General features: G+C 67.8%; 22 protein-coding genes. 12 read left to right on the top strand and 10 right to left on the bottom strand.

Annotated features, from left to right (window positions below; genetic code table 11):
- Window positions 1–10 precede the first annotated feature (10 nt).
- Window positions 11–1,246 carry a helix-turn-helix transcriptional regulator gene (locus tag EV653_RS08115; protein WP_134099568.1) on the bottom strand — a complete coding sequence of 412 codons (1,236 nt, stop codon included), beginning with the start codon at window positions 1,244–1,246 and terminating at the stop codon, window positions 11–13.
- Window positions 1,247–1,593: 347 nt separating this feature from the next.
- Between EV653_RS08115 and EV653_RS08110 the strand changes: the two genes are divergently transcribed.
- Together EV653_RS08110 and EV653_RS08105 are read left to right on the top strand one after the other, a co-directional pair.
- Window positions 1,594–3,756, top strand: coding sequence for an ATP-binding SpoIIE family protein phosphatase (locus EV653_RS08110; RefSeq protein WP_134099565.1), 2,163 nt, complete (start codon window positions 1,594–1,596; stop codon window positions 3,754–3,756).
- Window positions 3,753–4,082, top strand: a complete 330-nt coding sequence (locus EV653_RS08105) for an STAS domain-containing protein (protein WP_134099561.1) — start codon at window positions 3,753–3,755, stop codon at window positions 4,080–4,082. Before EV653_RS08110 ends, EV653_RS08105 begins: the two co-directional genes overlap by 4 nt.
- A 13-nt stretch (window positions 4,083–4,095) precedes the next feature.
- On the opposite strand, the gene EV653_RS08100 is transcribed toward EV653_RS08105, so the two are convergent.
- Window positions 4,096–5,349: an MFS transporter gene (locus tag EV653_RS08100; RefSeq protein ID WP_202871505.1), complete on the bottom strand. Its 1,254-nt coding sequence runs from the start codon at window positions 5,347–5,349 to the stop codon at window positions 4,096–4,098.
- A gap of 55 nt (window positions 5,350–5,404) precedes the next feature.
- On the opposite strand from EV653_RS08100, the gene EV653_RS08095 reads away from it, so the two are divergent.
- From EV653_RS08095 to EV653_RS08070, 6 genes are all read left to right on the top strand, one after another.
- Window positions 5,405–6,364 carry an ArsR/SmtB family transcription factor gene (locus tag EV653_RS08095; RefSeq protein WP_134099555.1) on the top strand — a complete coding sequence of 320 codons (960 nt, stop codon included), beginning with the start codon at window positions 5,405–5,407 and terminating at the stop codon, window positions 6,362–6,364.
- 52 nt (window positions 6,365–6,416) lie between these two features.
- Window positions 6,417–7,187: a class I SAM-dependent methyltransferase gene (locus EV653_RS08090; protein ID WP_238159624.1), complete on the top strand. Its 771-nt coding sequence runs from the start codon at window positions 6,417–6,419 to the stop codon at window positions 7,185–7,187.
- Window positions 7,188–7,241: 54 nt separating this feature from the next.
- Window positions 7,242–7,481, top strand: coding sequence for a hypothetical protein (locus EV653_RS08085; protein WP_134099552.1), 240 nt, complete (start codon window positions 7,242–7,244; stop codon window positions 7,479–7,481).
- 280 nt (window positions 7,482–7,761) lie between these two features.
- On the top strand, window positions 7,762–8,487 hold the full coding sequence (locus EV653_RS08080) for a hypothetical protein (RefSeq protein WP_134099549.1): 726 nt from the start codon (window positions 7,762–7,764) through the stop codon (window positions 8,485–8,487).
- Between the two features lie 200 nt (window positions 8,488–8,687).
- Window positions 8,688–8,909 carry a DUF7218 family protein gene (locus EV653_RS08075; protein ID WP_134099545.1) on the top strand — a complete coding sequence of 74 codons (222 nt, stop codon included), beginning with the start codon at window positions 8,688–8,690 and terminating at the stop codon, window positions 8,907–8,909.
- Window positions 8,910–9,018: 109 nt separating this feature from the next.
- A complete protein-coding gene (locus EV653_RS08070; protein ID WP_134099542.1) occupies window positions 9,019–9,588 on the top strand; it encodes a hemerythrin domain-containing protein in 570 nt (189 codons plus the stop codon).
- A 329-nt stretch (window positions 9,589–9,917) separates the two neighbouring features.
- On the opposite strand, the gene EV653_RS08065 is transcribed toward EV653_RS08070, so the two are convergent.
- The 3 genes from EV653_RS08065 to EV653_RS08055 all read right to left on the bottom strand — a co-directional run bounded on the left by EV653_RS08065 (window position 9,918) and on the right by EV653_RS08055 (window position 12,134).
- A complete protein-coding gene (locus EV653_RS08065; protein WP_134099539.1) occupies window positions 9,918–10,142 on the bottom strand; it encodes a hypothetical protein in 225 nt (74 codons plus the stop codon).
- Window positions 10,143–10,615: 473 nt separating this feature from the next.
- Window positions 10,616–11,446 carry a hypothetical protein gene (locus tag EV653_RS08060; RefSeq protein ID WP_134099536.1) on the bottom strand — a complete coding sequence of 277 codons (831 nt, stop codon included), beginning with the start codon at window positions 11,444–11,446 and terminating at the stop codon, window positions 10,616–10,618.
- 208 nt (window positions 11,447–11,654) lie between these two features.
- Window positions 11,655–12,134 (bottom strand): DUF6326 family protein, encoded by a 480-nt coding sequence (locus tag EV653_RS08055; protein WP_134099532.1) that lies wholly within the window; start codon window positions 12,132–12,134, stop codon window positions 11,655–11,657.
- Window positions 12,135–12,296: 162 nt separating this feature from the next.
- On the opposite strand from EV653_RS08055, the gene EV653_RS08050 reads away from it, so the two are divergent.
- Both EV653_RS08050 and EV653_RS08045 read left to right on the top strand, forming a co-directional pair.
- The gene (locus tag EV653_RS08050; RefSeq protein ID WP_134099529.1) at window positions 12,297–13,436 is read left to right on the top strand and encodes a sensor histidine kinase; all 1,140 of its coding nucleotides are present in this window, start codon (window positions 12,297–12,299) and stop codon (window positions 13,434–13,436) included.
- Window positions 13,433–14,089, top strand: a complete 657-nt coding sequence (locus tag EV653_RS08045; protein ID WP_134099526.1) for a response regulator — start codon at window positions 13,433–13,435, stop codon at window positions 14,087–14,089. The genes EV653_RS08050 and EV653_RS08045 overlap by 4 nt, the downstream gene beginning before the upstream one ends.
- 240 nt (window positions 14,090–14,329) lie before the next feature.
- On the opposite strand, the gene EV653_RS08040 is transcribed toward EV653_RS08045, so the two are convergent.
- Window positions 14,330–14,914, bottom strand: coding sequence for a helix-turn-helix domain-containing protein (locus tag EV653_RS08040; RefSeq protein ID WP_134099523.1), 585 nt, complete (start codon window positions 14,912–14,914; stop codon window positions 14,330–14,332).
- A gap of 68 nt (window positions 14,915–14,982) precedes the next feature.
- Between EV653_RS08040 and EV653_RS08035 the strand changes: the two genes are divergently transcribed.
- Entirely contained in the window at window positions 14,983–15,426 is a 444-nt protein-coding gene (locus EV653_RS08035) for a hypothetical protein (RefSeq protein ID WP_134099520.1), read from the top strand.
- Between the two features lie 7 nt (window positions 15,427–15,433).
- On the opposite strand, the gene EV653_RS08030 is transcribed toward EV653_RS08035, so the two are convergent.
- From EV653_RS08030 to EV653_RS08020, 3 genes are all read right to left on the bottom strand, one after another.
- Window positions 15,434–15,763 (bottom strand): MmcQ/YjbR family DNA-binding protein, encoded by a 330-nt coding sequence (locus EV653_RS08030; RefSeq protein WP_134099517.1) that lies wholly within the window; start codon window positions 15,761–15,763, stop codon window positions 15,434–15,436.
- A gap of 36 nt (window positions 15,764–15,799) precedes the next feature.
- A complete protein-coding gene (locus tag EV653_RS08025; RefSeq protein WP_134099514.1) occupies window positions 15,800–16,618 on the bottom strand; it encodes a pentapeptide repeat-containing protein in 819 nt (272 codons plus the stop codon).
- A gap of 346 nt (window positions 16,619–16,964) precedes the next feature.
- Window positions 16,965–17,312, bottom strand: a complete 348-nt coding sequence (locus tag EV653_RS08020) for a winged helix-turn-helix transcriptional regulator (RefSeq protein ID WP_134099511.1) — start codon at window positions 17,310–17,312, stop codon at window positions 16,965–16,967.
- A gap of 179 nt (window positions 17,313–17,491) precedes the next feature.
- Here EV653_RS08020 and EV653_RS08015 point away from each other — a divergent pair, with 179 nt between their 5' ends.
- A complete protein-coding gene (locus EV653_RS08015) occupies window positions 17,492–17,803 on the top strand; it encodes an EthD family reductase (protein WP_134099508.1) in 312 nt (103 codons plus the stop codon).
- Between the two features lie 366 nt (window positions 17,804–18,169).
- On the opposite strand, the gene EV653_RS41600 is transcribed toward EV653_RS08015, so the two are convergent.
- A complete protein-coding gene (locus EV653_RS41600) occupies window positions 18,170–18,322 on the bottom strand; it encodes an acyl-CoA dehydrogenase family protein (protein WP_202871504.1) in 153 nt (50 codons plus the stop codon).
- Window positions 18,323–18,632 lie beyond the last annotated feature (310 nt).

Below are 18,632 nucleotides of genomic sequence, written 5' to 3'. Positions count from 1 at the left end.
GCTGCGGGGCTCACGATCCTGCGGTGGCAGCCTGGGCAAGCCGGGCCGCGATCTCCCGGCGGGACGCGATGCCGAGCTTCGAGAAGACCTTGCGGAGATGCCAATCCACGGTGTGCGGGCTGAGGAACAGCCTGGCTCCGATCTCGGGATTGGTCAGGCCGTCACCGGCGAGCCGCGCGACCTGCGCCTCCTGGACAGTGAGCGTCGGGCGGTCCACGACACTGGGCTCGCCAACCTTCTTCCCAGCCGCTCGGAGCTCACGCCGGGCACGTTCGGCGAACGCCTCGGCGCCGAACCGGCTCAGCATGTCGTAGGCGACCGTGAGCTGCTCACGCGCGTCGGCAAGACGGTCCTCGCGGCGAAGCCACTCGCCGTACAGCAGATGGGCGCGAGCAAGGTTGACGCGCACCCTGGTCCGCTCGAGTCTGGTGATCGCCTCCCGATACAGGTCCTCGGCGGCTGTCCCCTGACTCAGCAGGGCGTGTGCACACGCCTCGGCGCCGAGCGCCCAGCTCGGGGCGAATCCGCCGGCCAACTCTGCCGCGGTCCATCTGCGCGGCAGCTCGATCAGGGCGAGGGGGTTCCCGCGCGCCTCGGCGAGGATACGGTCGCGGACCTGTCGATCGAGCGGCGCCGTCGCGACCGAGTCGAGCAGTCTCCGGGAGTCGCGCTCGAGCAACGCGTCCACCGTCAGGTCGGGGACGCCTGCGAACGACTCGCGCGCTACCGGCTCGCGCACTGCGAGGACCAGGACGACCGACTCCGCGAGCAGTCGCCGGCCGACGAACCCCAGTGTCAGTGAGGACGCCTGGTCGAGCCACTGCGCGTCGTCGACCAGGCAGACCAGCGGCTGGTCCGCACCGGCGTGCGCGAGCAGGGTCAGCGCGGCGAGGCCGACGAGAAACGGATCGGGCGCGGTCCCCGCGCGAAGACCGAAGGCTGCACCGAGCGCATTCCGTTGCGGTTCCGGCAGCTGATCCAGCCCGGAGAGCAGCGGCGAGCACAACTGGTGCAGACCGGCGTACGAGAGTTCCATCTCGGACTGGATGCCCGCCGCCCGCACGATCCGGCACCCGGCGGCACGCCCGGCCAGGTAGTCCAGCAGCTCGGTCTTACCGATGCCGGCCTCGCCACGGAGCACCAAGGCCGCGCTCCGGCCGGCCCTGGCACCTGCCACAAGGTCGTCCAGGACCTGACACACCTCTCGCCGCCCGACCAGTCCGGCGCCCGACCGGCTCGATGCCACCGATCGAGAGTACTGCGCTCGCGCCGTCACGTCTCCCTCTGACCGCGAAACGTCAATGCCGAAAGCAACTGTTAGTGACGCGCCGACTGCGCGCCAGCACGTTCGTTGCGCTAGGCAACCTACTGGGACCGGACCGGCGGCCTCGACGTGGGACACGGCTCGAGCCGTCAACACTGTCTTCGCCGCGCGGCTCCAGCCGCTCGGCGGCCGCCGCCCCGGGTGATGACTTGACGTAGTCGGCTTCCGCAGCGTCCCATGAGCTAAAGCGCCGAGGCGCTCGGCCGGAGAGTTGGACAGGGTGTCTAGAACCACCGCACATGTGTCGACAGTGACGCCGTAGAAGAGCCATGGCCGGGCGCACGGGAGTTTCTTGGGCCTCGAGGGCACTCAGGCTGCGCGTACCGGCGGACCTCGGCCGGACCGCCGCGGCCGTTGTCCTGGTCGGCGCGGCCTACTATCTCGGGGCGCGCCTCGGCCTGAGCCTCTCGCTCGTCGAGCGGAACGTCACGCCGCTGTGGCCGCCCAGCGGGATCGCCCTGGCGGCCTTCCTGATTCTGGGTAGGCGGATGTGGCCGGGCGTTTCGCTTGCAGCTCTGGCGGTGAATCTGCCGATCAGCACCGGCCCGGTTCCCGCGCTTCTGACCGCAATGGGCAACACGCTTGCACCGCTGGTGGCGGCGATCGTGCTGGAGCGCATCGGGTTCCGTCGTCAGCTGGATCGACTGCGTGATGCGCTGGCAATCGTCTTCCTCGGTGCGCTGGCGAGCATGACGATCAGCGCGACCATCGGCGCCGTCACGCTCACGACGTCGAAAGGCACCGATGGACTGGCCGGCGCCTGGGCGGTCTGGTGGACCGGTGACGCGATGGGCGTTCTCACCGTCACCCCGTTCCTGCTGTGCATCCCTCTGTTCTGGGAGCTCGAACGGTGGTCGGCCGCGCGCTGGCTCGAGGCCGGCGTCATCCTCGCGCTGACGATCGTCCTGGTGTGGTGGACGACCCACATCGACGTACCCCTGATGTTCCTGGTGCTGCCGCTACTGGGCTGGGCCTCGTGGCGTCTGCAATTACGCGGAGCTGCACCCGCCGCGCTGACCGCGTCACTGATCGCAACCTGGTCGGCGACGCGCGACCTCGGCCCGTTCGCGGGTAAGTCGCTGCTGGCGCAGATGCTGACCCTGCAGGCCTTCAACGCGACGGTGGCGCTGACGTCGTTCTTCCTCGCCGCGCTCGTGACCGAGCGGATCGAGTTTGCTCGTGCGCTGATGGCCGCGTCCGCCGAGCTGGAGGTGCGTGTCAAGGAGCGCACCGCCGAACTGGAGGCCGCCAACGACCGGCTGGGTCGCGAGATCGACCAGCGGCAGGAGACCCAGCAGCAGCTGACCCGGGAGGAGGCCAGGACCCGTCGGGAGCACCAGATCGCGGAAACTCTCCAGCGCAGCCTGCTCCCGGACCGGATGCCCGAGATCCCCGGCCTGGTCGTGGCCGCCCGCTACGTCCCGGCGACCGCCGACCTGCATGTCGGCGGCGATTGGTACGACGTGATCCAGCTGCGCGCCGGCCTGATAGGTCTCGTCATCGGTGATGTTGCCGGCCACGGTCTCCAGGCCGCGGCCGCGATGACCCAGCTGCGGATGGCGGTGCGGGCATACGCCATCCACGATCCGTCTCCGGTGGCGGTGATGAGCAGACTGCACGAGTTGGCCCGCGAGCTGCCGATGGCCGAGATGGTGACGCTGCTGTACGTCTTGTACGACCCGGACACCGGCACCGTGCGGTTCGCGAACGCCGGGCATCCGCCGGCTCTCCTGATCGACGACGGGAGCACGCAGTACCTCGACGGTGGGCTGGCGCCACCACTCGGCGTACTAGCGCACTGGGACTATGCCGAAGCAACGCACCGACTGCCGCCCGGCGCGACTCTGCTGCTCTACACCGACGGGCTCGTCGAGAAGCGCACGCTGTCGATCCAGAACGGCCTCGATCGGCTGCTCGCCGAGGCGCGCGACTCCGAATGGCCCGACCTCGAGGCGCTCTGCGACCATCTGCTCTCGGCCCTGGCGGAGACGGGCAAGGTGGCCGACGACATCGCACTGATCGCGCTCAGACCTCTGGCGCTGGCCGGAGCGCCGCTGTCACTCGACGTACCCGCCGAGGCGCACATGCTCTTCCAGGTCCGGCACGCCTTGCGTCGCTGGCTCCGCGAGTCGGGTGTCAATGCGCAGGATGCCGGGGAGATCGCGATCGCCTGCGGGGAGGCGTGCAGCAACGTCGTACGCCACGCGTACGGCGCCTCACCGGGCGACATGCACATCGAGGCGCGGCTGGTGGACGGCTCGGTCGAGCTGACCGTGCGCGACAACGGTCAGTGGCGGCTCCCGGCCGACCGCGGCGGCGGCTTGGGCCTGGCACTGATCCACGGGCTGTCGGACTCGGTGGACATCGACAGCGATCCGGAAGGTACGACGATCTTCATGCGACGACACGTAGCGGTCGGGGACGAGCAGTGACGGCGTACGCAGAGGTCGACGCTTGGACGAGCAACGGCGTCCAGGTCGTGCGGATCTCCGGCGAAGTCGACCTCACCAACGCCGCTGAGGTGCGGGACGCCATCAGCCGCGTCGCATCCCTCGACGCAACCGCCATCGCCGTCGACCTGACCGAGACCGCGTACCTCGACAGCTCCGGCATCGCGATGCTGTTCCGCCTCGCCGAACGACTCACCCACACTCGCCAGGAACTCCGCATCGTCGTCCCCCCGGACTCCCCCCTCCGAGCCGCCCTCGAACTCACCGACCTACCGCGGACTATCGCAGTCCAACACACCCTCGAGTGATCAAACGGTGGTCTTAGCCGACTGGCATTCCGGTGATGGCCTGGTGGTGGTTTCTGCGGGCGGCTGCCTGGTTGGCGAGTACTGCCGTCGCAGCGCCGGTGGCTGCGAAGAGTGCGCCGAGGGCGATCCAGCCTGGTGTGCCGTGGTCGATCGCGCTGGTGGTGACAACGGCCGGGCTAAGCATCTGGGCGACCGCATAGCCGGTCTGACTGAGCCCTTGGTACGCGCCGGCGCGAGCGGGGTCGGCGAGATCGAAGGCCATGGTCCACCCTCCGGCCTCGCCTTGGGTCTCGGCCGCGGACGCGGCAAGTGCGGCGAGGAGCAGTAGGGCGGTTGCTGTTGCGGTGCCGACGTACCCAGCGCACGCGAAGAGGACGCAGGCGGCCAGCAAGAACAGGCCTGCTCGTCGTACCGACTGTCCAGCAGTGCGGAGGTCTTGTGCGCGGCGGGACGCACGGACTTGGAAGAGCGCCACATAGACGGTGTTGACCAGCAGCAGCGCTGACACGACGACCGTCGGTGCATCGGTGTGGTCGGCGACCCACAGCGGTATCCCGACCGAGGTCAGTCCGAACTGGATCGCGAGTATGGCGTTGAGGATCGTCGACGCGACGTACGTACGATCGCGCAACGGGGACCTGCCACGCACTGATACCGCAGCTCCGCTCGACGCGTCCATGCGTGCCGCCAGTCCGTCGACCCTGCGACGCAGACCGATCAGCGGCACGGTGCCGAGCATCGTAACCGCGCCGACCAGGACAACTGTCAGGCGGTACGCCGCTGTCGTGTCGACCAGCAGCGCGAGCCCCGCGAGCAGACTGCCGCCGCCGATGAAGACGTTCATCACCACCCGCAGCCTGGCGCGAACGGTGACCCGCTCCGGGCCGACGTACCAACGGGCGAGCAATGTCACCTGGGCGGTGCTCTGCAGGCCGCGGGTGCCGGAGACGCAGGCCGCGATCACGATGAAGCTGATGACGTTGCCGGCAAGGGCATACGCCAGCAATGCGGCTCCGTTGGCGGCCAGCGTCCATTGCTGCAACCGGTCCGCACCGTAGCGGTCGCTGAGCCGCCCGCCGACGTACGACGCCAGAACGCCAACCGCGCCGGCCGCGGTGAGCCCGATGCCGACGGTGGCCGCGGACAGCCCGACTCCGCGGGTGAAGTAGAGGGCGCTGACGGCGAAGAACATGCCGCGGGACAGCGACAGCGCGGCCACGGCGGAGGCGAGCGCGCGTTCGACGGGATCACGGAGGAGTTCAGGCACGCGACAGTTGTCGCATCGGATGCTGTCGGGAGCCAGAGATGTAGCGTACTGCTTCATGATCGAGTACGAGCTCGCGGGCAACGATCTCGGCGAGGTGCGGTTCGCGATCTCACCGTTGCACGAGTTGGTGCTGTCCCTCCGGACACTGCGCGACCCCGGCCGGTTCCCCTTGCAACTGCCCTGGCTGCGGGCCACCGAGCCGGCACGCTCTGGGCTCGACCTGGAGCTGCTGAACGCACTGACCAACGAGGCGCTGTGGACGCCGGACTTCCTCACACCTCGGCCCTTCAGTCCGCTGGGCAGGATCGAGGACGAGCTAACGGCGCTTGTGGGCACTCCTCCTGGGGTCGTCCGCGCGGATCTCGCCGAGGTTCATCCTGGCGCTCTGCCGTCGGCAATCCGGGGCCGCCCGGCCACCGTCCTCCGCCGTCTGCTGGCCGCGCTGCGCGACTACTGGGACGCCTGCTTCGAGCCGTACTGGACGCGGATGCGCACGATCCTCGAGGCCGACATCGTCTACCGCGGCCGAGTCATGGCGAACGCCGGCCTGGCAGCGATGTTCACCGACATCGACCCCCATGTCCGGCTGGACGACACCGTCCTCCGGATCCACCTCCGCAGCGACCTCTCGTACCGCACCTCAACCGCCGGCCGCGGCCTCACCCTCACCCCCTCCCTCTTCAGCCGCCGCGCCGCAACTCCCATCTCCCCCGACGAGCCACCCCATCTCATCTACCCAGCCCGAGGCCTGGGCACCCTCTGGCAATCTTCCGTGGCAACGCCCCCTGCCGCCCTCGCAAACCTGATCGGCCGCGCCCGAGCCCGCCTCCTGTCCCTCCTGGAAACCCCGACCTCCACCACTGAACTAGCCGTCCGCCTCAACGTCACCCCCACCGCGATCAACCAACACCTCCGAGCCCTACAAGCCGCCGGCCTCCTGACCTCAGCCCGCCACGGCCGCTCGGTCCTCTACCACCGCTCCGACCTCGGCGACCGCGTCATCCGCGGCGCCTAGCTCCCGGCTTCGGGCAGAAATTGACAAGCGCTGAGTCGTGGAAGGTGCCAGGATGCCGGGCATGGTTGTGCGTGCGTTGAGTTTCGGGGCCGTGGCAGAGGCGTACGAACGGTTCCGGCCCGGATATCCAGTGGAACTCCTCGATCTGGTGACGTCGTACGCCGGCGAGCAGATCCGGACCGCGCTCGAGATCGGCGCCGGGACAGGCAAGGCGACCCGTCTGTTCGCGCAGGCCGGGATCGCGATCACCGCGACCGAGCCCGACGCGGCCATGCTCGCGGAGCTGCACAAACACCTACCCGCGAACGTCACGACGCTGCAGGCCGCGTTCGAAGACCTGCCGCTGGATTCGTCGTACGACCTGGTCTATTCGGCCGCCGCCCTCCACTGGACCAACCCAGAAGGCCGGTGGGAGCGCATGGCCTCCCTTGTCCGGCCCGGTGGCGTGTTCGCCTCGTTCGGCGTACCCATCGGGCTGGCCGACCCCGACCTCGACGAGGCCGCACGCGCCGCCCGTGCGCCGTACCTGGAGGACGACGGCGTCCCCTCTCCCGACGGCACACCCGCGGACCGCCCGATGCAATGGCCCGGCACGGAGCTCGAGCAGTCCGAGTGGTTCACCGACGTCCGGCAGTCAACGATCGAACGACTGTTGACGATGACCGCGCACGACTACGTCGGACACCTCTCAACGGTGTCGGCCTACGTAATGCTCCCACCCGCCGACCGCGACGAGGTCTTCCGCCGAACCCTCGAGGCCCTCCCCCAAACCGTCGAAATCAACGCCCAAATAGACATCCACCTCGCCCGCCGCCACAGCTAGCACGAGTCCGGCCAGGGGTTACGCTGTGGTCCACCCCGGACGCGAGGAGGAGCCATGGCCGACGACACCAATGATCCAACGGGCTTCGAGGCCGCCATCAAACCCTTGTTCCGGGAACGCGACCGCCGCTCGATGCTGAACCGCTTCGACCTCTGGTCGTACGACGACGTCAGCCTGCACGCCGACCGGATCCTCGCCCGTCTCCGGGAAGGCACGATGCCGTGCGACAGCGCCTGGCCGAGCGAGCGGGTCGACCTGTTCCAGCAGTGGAACGAGAACGGCAAGCCACAATGACCGGCAATGCCGTCCGACGTCGCCTTGTTGCCCTTAGCAACAACAGCTGATTCCCGATCCCAACTGCCACGACCGACGCCTGATCCACACGGGCGGCAACCAGTTCACATCATGCATGAGGGCGCACAGCTCCCAGAAGATTCCCTGCAAACGTAGTTCGCGGCTCCTCGCGCCCGCGGGTTGATCTCTCGTGGCGTCGTCTGCGCGGCTCTCACTCCCCTCGGTTTCTCTGACCTCTCGCGGGGGCACCTGACCATTGCCGTTCGATGCAGGAGAGGCGATGAGCGATCCACAGAAATCCAGTCCCGCTCCGCTGGAGCCAGCTGATGCCACCACTCCGGACACCGTCCGTGAGGGTGTGGTTATCGCCTTGCGGCCGATCGGGTCTCCAACCTCGATCGGCCTATACGGACTCGGCGCCGCCAGCTGGACGTTGGCAGGGCTGCAGCTGGGCTGGATCCCGGCCGCCCAGGGCAAGAGCGTGGCTGTCGTGTTGATGGGGTTCGCGTTCATCGCCCAACTGCTGGCTTCGGTGTTCGCGTTCATCGGTCGCGATGGCACGGTGGGTACCGCGATGGGCGTCCTTTCGCTGACCTGGTTGGTGATCGGTTTGGTGCTGCACAGTTCACCGCCCGGCACCACCAGTGACGCACTCGGAATGTTCCTCCTGTTCAGCGGTACGGCGATGGTGCTGGTCGGCATCACCGCCTCGACCAACAAGCTCGTCGTTGCATCGGTGTTCGGTCTGGCTGCCATCCGCTTCATAGTTGCCGGCGGCTACGAACTGTCCGGCAGCACCGGATGGGAACGTCTCAGCGGGGCGTTGGGGGTCGCACTCGTGCTCCTGGCGTTGTACACAGCCTTCGGCGCCGGCCTGGAGGATGCGCTCGGGCGGACAGTTCTTCCGCTGGGCCGGCACGGCGAGGGCAAGGTCGCGATGCAGGGCGGGCTGCTCGACCAGGTCAGCAGAGTCACGACCGAACCGGGTGTACGAACCAAGCTCTGATCTCATCACTCGCTATTCGCTGTCACGCCGATAACGCTGATCCCGGTCACCAGCGCCCACGAGGATCGGCCCCGGGACGGCGCCGCGCCGCACGCGACACTCGGGCACCCTCGGCGGCCGGCCCCGCTCGCCGAAGTACGGTGAGAGTCTTCACGATTGGGTACCGGCGACATAACAGACCACGTCTCGTGGAGGTACTGATGCCCGGAACGTCAGCGAACGTGAAGAACGAGAAGCAGTACGAAGCCCTCAAGGACAAAGGGATGTCGAAGCAGCGTGCGGCGAAGATCGCCAACTCCCCGAAGTCGAGCGAACACGGCGGCAAGCAGAGCGGCAAGGGCGGCAACAGCAGCCAGGGCGGCACGACCGCCCAGAAGAAGAAGGCCGGCCGCAAGGGCGGCAAGGCAGCCTCGAAGAGCTGACCGCCACAACCGCTGCGCGCTTGCCACTGAATGGCGCGGCCTCAGGAGCTTTCGAGGTTCCGGGGTGGGTACCGGCGCGGAATCATCCCTGAGGACAAAGGAGAAGCTGATGGTCTCCACCGGCGGCAGCACCGACCAGGATGTGATCGATGTCCTGACCGAGGACCACAAAGAGGCGCGGGAGCTTGCGAACCAGATCAGCGCATCCAGCGACGCCGACGAACGGCGAGAACTGACCGACCAGCTCATCGCGGAACTCGTCAGGCACTCGGTCGCTGAGGAGATGTACGTCTACCCCGCGATGCGCGACCACCTCCCCAACGGCGACCAGGCTGTCGAGCACGACATCAACGAGCACAAGAAACTCGAGACGCTTATGAAGCAACTCGAGGGCGCTGACGCCGGAACCACTGAGTTCGAGGACACGCTCCGGCAACTACAACAGGTACTCGTCGACCATGTGCAGGACGAGGAGACCGAGCACTTCCCGCAGCTGCGGGCCAACCTCCCCGCCGCCACCCTGGTCGAACTGAAGGACAAGGTCGAGCACGCGAAAAAGCTCGCTCCCACCAGACCACACCCCGGCGCACCGAACGCCGAACTCTTCCACAAACTCGTCGGCCCCGGCGTAGGACTGGTCGACCGCCTCCGCGACAAACTCACCGGCCGCTCGACGTAACAGGCGCAGATTCCGAACCCGCACGAGCCGACGAGGTCTCCTGCGGCGATCCCGCACTGCCACCCGACGAAGTTCTGAGCACCCGAGGCACGCCGGGAACATCCTGGGGGCGACCGCTAGTGTTTGCCTGGGCAAGGGACCTCACCTGGTGAGGGGCGACCCGAGGTCGATAATGCTGCCCTTGTTGCCATTTGCGCTCGTCGGTGTGGGCCGAACCGGACTGCCGATCGTCCAGGATCTCGGACAGCCGGGCCTGTCCTCATCGCGGCCGACGTCTGTCCCAGCGCGAACCGTCTATCCGAGCAGTCGGCCCGTCTTGCCAGATGACCTCACCGTGGCCGGAGTGCTCCTTTGTGCGCAACATCGGGGAACTCCTCGCGACCCGGTCGACGGCTCAAGGCGTTCGCGACCGAGCACAGGCTCCAGCTCATCAAGGTGTACGTCGAGGACCCGCGCCGTCCCGCGCCGCCTTCGACCTTCTCGAATCGCTCCTGGAGTCCGACGTGCAGCCGCTCGTCGTTCCAACGCTGCACCACCTCGCCGTACTCGGGCACCCGCGCAGATCAGAGCCGGCCAGCCGGGGTAGGCCTGACCACCGGAGCTTGCCTGCGCTGATCGAGGAAGATCTTGTCGCTGCGTCGGCGCGACCCGTCCGCTTCTCCGGCTCTTCAATGGACCGTCTTAAGCCGGTCCACCGCCTGACGGACGTCGTTCCGCTCGCGCACGTCGCCGGAGCCGGATATCTGCCGTGACGCTCGAGAGCCGACCATGGCGCCAATCCGAACTGCGCATCGATGAGTGCCAACGCGGATGCTGTGACCGCGACCTTGACGCCGGCCCGGAGGCACCGGCAAGCCCTTACGCATGACGCGAACCGAACTGTGGAAGACCCGATCGTTTTGCTGCACAGGGAGGTTTGCGATTGAACCCAGCTGGCACCCGGCCCTCCGACGGAGCTGGTCGAGCTGGGTCGGGAGCCTGATCCAGCGCTCCCGGGACGCACCAGCGCGCCGATCCGTCTACTGCGTCAGCTCGCGTCTGCCGCGTCGTCGAGGATTACCTCGTTGTGCTCGGAGCCGGTGGTCAGCTTCGGTTGGCCGGGCGGGAGGACCGGAGCCACCGCGCTCCACACTCGGCGCAGCGCGGCTTGATCGAATTCCTGCGGGGTCGCGGTCGCCAGCAGCAACACATCGCCACTGGTCAGCGACCGAACCGCGGCGAACGCTCCGGATGCCTCGAGACCAGCCACACCACCGAGCCGGTCCGCCAGTACCGCCGGGCACAAGGTGATCCAGCCGTAGCCGCGCAGAAACTTCGCGCTCTCCCCGATCGAGTCGATGGGATTGCGTTTGAGGGCCATGTCGAGCGAGGTCGTGTGGTTGATGTTGCCGTCGAGGACGACCTGCCCGTAGTAGACCGACCGGGACCCGACGCACTCGGCCAGGAACGACATCCACCGTTCGCCGGCGCCCGCAGCCGACAACTCCGGCGCCCACGCGTTGAGCGTCAGCCGCACCTGCCCGGGCTGGTCGAAGTGCTCGTCGATCGCGGTGATCTCCGCGCTTCCGAGATCTTCCTCAGAGTCGTCCCACATCGACAGGGTCAGGCCCAGCGGCCGAGTCTCCAGTCCGGCCAGGCGCTGCTCCCATCCGCGCTTCGAGAACTTCCGGTGTGACATCCGCGCGCCCCGGGGCTGGTCCACGAACCCCGCGCTGGCCGCTCCGGAAAGGACCTTGTCGAACAACGCGGGGAAAAACGCCACCCCAGACTCCAACCACCCGCGTGTCACCGCGGCGAAGTCCGCGTCGTCAGGGACCGAACAGTTCACCTCGACGTGTACGAGCGAGACGAATCGCATCCGTACTCCTCCAATCAGCCGGTCGCGGGAGCAGCGACAACGGTTCACAGTAGAAGCCGACACAACCGAGAGAGCGAACTCAGTGGATGGGCGGCGTTGCGGCACGAGGAGGTATTGCAGACAAGCGAAGTCCCGGTGGTAGTGCCTCCAGGGGTCACACCGCGGCACCGAGGCAGATGGCCCCGACCAGGACGGGACTGCTGTTGGTTCACGCTTGCTGTCGGGCGCGGGCGGTTTCACGGCCCGGGCTGGTCGCCATGGTCGCCGGCGGTGCGGTGCGGGGCCAGGTCCAGGCGGACCGCAGGATGAGGGCGAGAAGGATCAATTCCAGTACGACGCCAAGACCGTAGAAGTACAGCCAGGACTCGCCCACCGCGTTGAATGCCGTGACGGGGACGAAGAGCGACGCCACGATGAGGTTCGTGATGCGGTTCGCCCTGGCGGGCAGCGTCATCGACAGGACGACCATGAGGATCGGGATGGCCACGAGGGTCAGCGCCGAGGTCGAGAAGGTCTGGGAGAGGTCGAACTCGAAGACCTTGCCGTCGAGGATGTCTTCGACGACGCCTGGCGTGAAGAAGTTGAGAATGTCCACGTAGGCGTAGAGAAACATGAAGCTTGTCCACGTCGCGGCGAGCTTGGCTCGCACCGGGACCGGCTGGTCTTCCAGGGTGGCACGTGTTCTCATCATGGCCTCCGTTGTTGTGGTGTGCATCGGTAGGTCCACGATCGTCTGACCCGGCGACGGGCGCCTCGGCCCGGAGGCTCGGGTTCGCCTGGCCGATGGCATGGTCTGTCTCTAGTTCTTTCGGCTGGTACACCGAGGCGTACCGATCCCTAGGCTGGACGCGTGGTAACCATCCGGCGCTCCATCTGGCATGAGCCGCGGCCTGATGACGCCCCACCCGTCGGCCGGCTCGACTGGCTGCTGGTGGGCGTGTTCGCGGCCGCCGCCTTGATCGAGGGCATCGCTCGGCCTGGCTTGGCGTGGCGACCCGTTGTGACGGTGCTCGCCCTGGCGCTGATACCTGCCCTGCTCTGGCGGCGGGACCGCCCCCTGACGGCGGCCCTGGTCGGGTGGGGCGTCGCCGGGCTGCTCTCGGTCCTCCAGTTGGCTACGCACGCTGGGGACCTCGGCCTCGACTCCATGACGGCCGTCCTGATCCTGCTCTACTCCCTGGTGCGGTGGGGCTCCGGCCGGGAGATCGTCTTGGGGACGGCGTTCGTGACACTCGTCGTCGCGCTGGGGATGTACGCCGCCTCCGCGGGCCGGGCCGAGGTTTTCGGCGGGACCGTCCTCGTGCTGTTGTTCGTCGCCCTCGCGGTGGTGTTCCGCTACCGCGCGGACCTCTGGCGTCGCCAACAGCGCGAGATTCGCAATCAGGAGCGGGTGGCGCTGGCGCGCGAGCTACACGACACCGTGGCCCACCACGTCTCGGCCATCGCAGTACAGGCGCAGGCCGGTCGCGTGGTCGCCGGCATCCAGCCTGAGAAGGCTGCCGAGGTCCTGGCCGCGATCGAGCGTGAAGCGTCGCGAACCCTGGCGGAGATGAGATCCATGGTGCGGGTGCTGCGTGAGGAGGAAGCCGCCGCCTACTCACCGCAGCTGGGTGTCGCGGACCTCCCTGCTCTGGCGCGCGCGAACGCGACGCCCACCGTCGAGGTCTCGCTCGACGGTTCGCTGACCCGGCTGGCACGACCCGTTGACGCCGCGCTCTATCGACTCGCGCAGGAGTCGCTGACCAACGCCGTATGGCATGCCCGGAGCGCGACCCGCGTCGGGATCGACGTACGCCGGGAGGGCGACGCCGTCAGACTGCGGGTCAGCGACGACGGACGGACCGAGCCGGGGGCGGCCCCGGGGCCAGGATTCGGCCTGCTGGGCATGGCCGAACGCGCCCAGCTCCTCGGCGGATCGCTCTCCGCAGGCCCGGGGCCCGGGGGCGGCTGGGTGGTCGAGGCCGTACTGCCGGTGGAGGCGTTGCCATGAGCATCCGTGTTGTCGTAGCCGACGACCAGGACTTGGTCCGGACCGGGTTGGCGATGATTCTCGGCGCGCAGCCCGACCTCGAGGTCGTCGGAGAGGCGGCAGATGGGCTCGCAGCGCTCGACCTGGCGACCCGGCTGCGTCCCGATGTCCTCCTCGTCGACATCCGGATGCCTGGGCTCGATGGCGTCGAGGTGACGCGGCGCCTGGCCGGGCCAGACGTGACGGACCCGATGGCGGTCGTCGTGATCACCACCTTCGACCTCGATGAGTACGTCCTCGGCGCCCTACGCGCCGGCGCCCGCGGCTTCCTGCTCAAAGACGCCGGTCCGGAGCTCCTCGTGCAGGCCATCCACGCGGCGGCCAACGGGGACGCGCTGATCGCCCCCAACGTCACCCGCCGGCTGCTGGCAACCTTTGCCGGCCAGGCGCCGGAGGTACCGGTCCAGCCCATCACCCCGCTCACCGAGCGCGAGGAGGAGGTGCTCGCGCTAGTGGCACGGGGCCGGACCAACGCCGAGATCGCCACCGAGCTCTTCGTCGGCCTGAGCACGGTCAAGTCGCACGTCGCATCGTTGATGACAAAGCTCGGCGTACGCAACCGCGTGGAGATCGCGATGTGGGCCCACGACACCAGACGCGTGAGAGCAAATTAGCCGGTACAGATCGCAGCGTAGACAACCGCGACGAAGTGCTTCGCCAACATCAAGGAAGCGCACGGAGATGGCAGAGATGCACGTCAGGGCGTGGAATAACGGCGCGCACCACCGTATCCGGCGCCGGATACGGGCTGAAGATTCGCGTCGAGGACCGGACAGCATCTTCGAGCCGGCGTGGACCGACATCGTGCTGACTATTCCGGGCGAAGGTGAAGTAACGGCCGGCCGCCCTGTGGCTCACGTCCGGACGGTCATCCGTTCGCCGGGGCGACTGAAGATGCTGAGGATCTCCGACGGTTCCTCGCCCGTGCTACCGAACCAGTGCGGAACCTGGGTGCTGAACTCGGCCACCTCACCGGGGCCCAGCACCCAGTCCTGGTCGCCGACAACCAGATGCAGGTGGCCGGACAGAACGTAGATCCATTCATGGCCGTCGTGTGCGCGCGGCTGCGGGTCGACCTTGCCGGCCGGAACGACGATCTTCCAGGCCTGCGCGCCGTCAGGCTGTCCCGTCAGCGGGATCACGGTCCTGCCCTTGACGCGACCGGGCTTGAGCCGGATGCGCGGATCGCCTTCCTCCGGCGCGGCGACGAGATCGTCCAGCCCCACCTGGTAGGCGTGCGACAACGCGAGGAGCAGACCCAGCGTCGGCCTCCGCTGCCCGGTCTCGAGCCGCGACATCGTGCTCTTCGAGATACCCGTGACCTTCGCGACATCGGCAAGAGTCAACCGGCGGTGCGTGCGGAGCAGCTGCAACCGGGCGCCGACCCGTTCGAGCACTGCTGCGATCTCCGTCGCCGAGGTGTCCTCCACGCCACTCATCTGACGCCCATTTCCCACAAACAGCAACCTTCATAGCTATTCACCCGGCGCGGCCACAGCCTGAGGGCATGAACCCACCGCAAGAAGTCATCTCCCGGCCCTCGACGCCGGCAGCCGAACTGTCTGCCCGCAGCCTGAACGTCATGCGGATCGGTTATGCGTTCATGGGAATCGGTCTGGCAATCGTCAAGTGGCCGCTTCTCGTCAACAACGCCCGATCCCTCCCACTCTGGGAAGGAGTCGTCGTCTGTCTACTGACGGCTATGTCGCTCCTGGCCTTTCTCGGACTCAGATACCCCGTCCGGATGCTGCCGATCCTGCTCTTCGAGGTGATCTGGAAGCTCATCTGGATCGCTACGATCGCGATTCCTCACCTGATCTCGCACGACCTGGACTCCGCCACGCGCGCGGTGCTCGTCAACTGTTCCTTCGTCGTCGTCATCGTGGCCGTCGTCCCGTGGCGATTCGCCTGGCGGCACTACGTCCGGACGCCCGGAGATGCCTGGCATTAACTCCTGATCAGATCCGGACGCCGCGCCTGGCAAGCCAGGAATCGGTCAGGATCTCGGTCAGCTCGTCGTCGTCGAGGCGGTCGAGCCACGCGCAGATCGATGCCTTGACCTTGAACGTGTGCACCGCGAAGAAGACGTCGGAGCGATCAGCGAGCGCATCGCCGGAGTCGAGGTCGAGGGTCCAGAACTGCAGAACTTCCCGGCCCGCGTCATCCCACCGCAGCCTCGCGAACGGATGGCGTCCGACGTCGAACGTCGGCGAACCCTCATGCGCACGCCCGGGCCTCGCGCCGGCCAGTCCCCCGGCAATTCGCTCGACATCCTGCCACGTCGCCATCCGTCCAATCTCTCACGACAAGGCAGACAGCAGACGCTAGGACCAGTGGGTCGGGCGGGCCAGCCGGTTCGGGAGGGTGGTGGCGGCGTCGCCGTAGGTTGCGTTGATCTGCATCTGGGTCAGGAAGATGCTCTGCGCGAGGTGGGTGCCGCGAACGTCGGCGTCACGCAGATCGGTGCCGATGAGGTCGGCGTACGTGAGATCGGCCCCGCGCAGGTCGGCGCCGATCAGGTAGGCGCTGCGGAAGTCCGTACCCCGGAGGTCGGCGCCGCGCAGGTCCGCTCCCATGAGATCCGCGCCGCGCCGGTTGATCGGTGTGGGCGAGACGCCCGCGCGGACGAGCTCGCTGGTCCTGAGCAGCAGGTCGTTGATCCGTGAGCGATGAGCGAGTACGTCGAGAGCCGTGAGCGACTCCGGGCTGCCGAGGGCCAGCTGTTCCGTGTCGTCCAGCGCGCGCCTGAGCGCATCGGCGAGGGAAGGTGCCAGCTCCACGGCCTCGGTGAGGTACCAGAGCAGCTCGTGCAGCAGCCGCATCACCGCGAACGCCTCGAACATCTGCGCGCCCGAGTCCGCCGCCTGCCGCCAGTCACGGCCGCCGTACGTCACCTGGGTGACCTTCTGGCCGGCGCCGAAGCAGTCGTACACGGTGCAGCCAGGGAAGCCACCGTCTCGCAGCCGCGCGTGGATGCCACAGCGGAAGTCGTGCTTCAGATTCGGGCACGGTTCACCGGCCGGCTTATCGATGGCGAAGTCGGCGGAGGCGGTCAGCGCGAGCGCCACGCAGCACAGCCCGGCGCACTGCGCGCAGTCGGCGCGCAGGTCCAGGCGGCGTACGGGCCGGTGGCTCGGAGGCATGTCCCTGTCGAGGCTAGAGCGTGCTGCCGCACAGCGCATCAGCCGCGCCGGCCGCATCGTCACCTCCGCGGAGCTGCATCATCACCTCTCGCGCACAGGGAGCAGCTAACGGATGCCCGGAGTCGATCGCGAGTTGGTAGGCCCGCTCGGCGCCGTCGAGGTCGCCCTGATCCTGACGAAGTACTCCGAGATTGACCCAGCCCCGCGGGCCGATTGGCGCTGCCCGTGCGGCGTCATCGCGGCGAGTTGGGGCGCCGCGTCTGGTGGTTCCAATGGAGTTGTCCGTGCCATGACGTCTGTCTCACCGCACACCCCAAAGAGCGCCGACGCTTCGATGTCAGAAGCGTTAGCGGGCATCCTCGGAATCGGACAGGGTCGCGGCCCAGTCTGCGGACCAGCGGACGAGCGGGCGCAGCGCGCGGTGGGCGCCATGGCCCAGCTCGGTGAGGGCGTAGGTGGTGTCCGGATGCTGCTCGACCAGGGCGGCGTCGAGTAGCTCGGTCAGCCGTTGCCGCAGCACGCTGGAGGACATGTTGTCGCAGCGCTCCTGCAACGCACGGAACCCGACCGGCCCGTTTCGCAGTTCCCAGACGATCCGCAGGTTCCACCTACGGCCAAACAGGTCGAGGGCGGCCATCAGCGGCCGGCCGGTGCTCGACCCTCGGACCGCCCGTCCCGGCCTGGGTGTCGCCATCCGTCGTACCGTCCCATCTTGCGGCTTCGATATCCGACACACTATCGTCCACCACATCGATTCTATTTCCGAAGCACCGTGGGGTGCTTCGCGAGGCGATCACCACCAGGTTGTGCGACCGGCCGGCCCGAGATGTCCCGGGGGCGTTCTGGTCGCTCGCCGCTGAACGGAGGGTTGTTATGCACAAGCTGATGGTCCTGTATCCCGAGCCCGCCGATCCCGACCACTTCCGCGACTACTACGTGAGCAAGCACCTCCCGCTGGTCACACGCATGCCCGGCCTCCTCGCGTGGCGCTACAGCTTCGAGGTCGCAGCGACGCAGGAACCGACGCCGTACTTCGCCGTCTTCGAGGCCGAGTTCGCCGACGCTGCGGCAATGACCGCGGCTAGGTCGTCCCCGCAGGGCCAGCAAGCGGCTGCCGATGTCGCCAACTACGCCACCGGCGGTGCGGTCGTCATCGACTATCCGGTGCACAACGGCACCAGCTGAGCCAGGCATACGACGCGCTGGCGTGAAAGCGGCTCTCTTCCAAACCGGCGTCATCCCTGAGCCAACGAACAGGCTTTTGCTCAACTGGTCCGCGTGCGGCAATCAGTTCGCCGTCGCGGCGGGTGATGTCAGTCCGAGGCAGTAGCCATCCGGCAGGAGCGGGCGTCCCCGGCCCGCCGGCCACGGACAAGCCTCTCGCCGCCGGGTCGCGGCCGCGGTGCGCTCGCACGCAAGCGCACCGCGGCCGGCAGCCCCCAGACCGCCGACACCAGCCGGCAAGGACACATCGGCGATGATCCGTGGGCGGGCGGGAGCACGCGCAGCAGGCACGGAAGCGACGAAGCGCCTGCGTAGCGCGGGGATCCCCTACCTGATGCGCATGCCCGAGATAGCTCGAGCGATGACGAGGCGCTGGATTTCGGACGTGCCTTCGAAGATGGTGTAGATCTCTTCCAGCCTGGCGGCAACCTCGACCGGGAGGGGCACATCTGCCTCCTGACCTGCGGTTTCGCCATTCATCAATGATCATCGGTGACCAGCGCTTGTCAGCGTCTCACGGAGCAGTGACGGAGCAGGAACCTGCCCACAGCAACGTTTTGAGCCCTAGTCGAGGCTTGCACACAGGAGCAAACCCTCAACTCCGGCGAGCATGCTGACAGGCCAGTCAGCAGCGTCAGGTGGCCCGACTCACCCAGTCCGGCGCAGATCGTGGTTCAGAGCGTCACTCGGCCAAGCCAATCCCATGGAGGACGGCGGAACACGTAGCCGCAGCGTGACCGCCGGTCTCCTAGACCGTGCCTCGCAGGTTCGAATCCTGCTGGGGCACAGT

The sequence above is a fragment of the Kribbella pratensis genome (assembly GCF_004365355.1).
Taxonomy (GTDB): Bacteria; Actinomycetota; Actinomycetes; order Propionibacteriales; family Kribbellaceae; genus Kribbella.
This window is presented reverse-complemented; position numbering and strand designations above follow the sequence as displayed.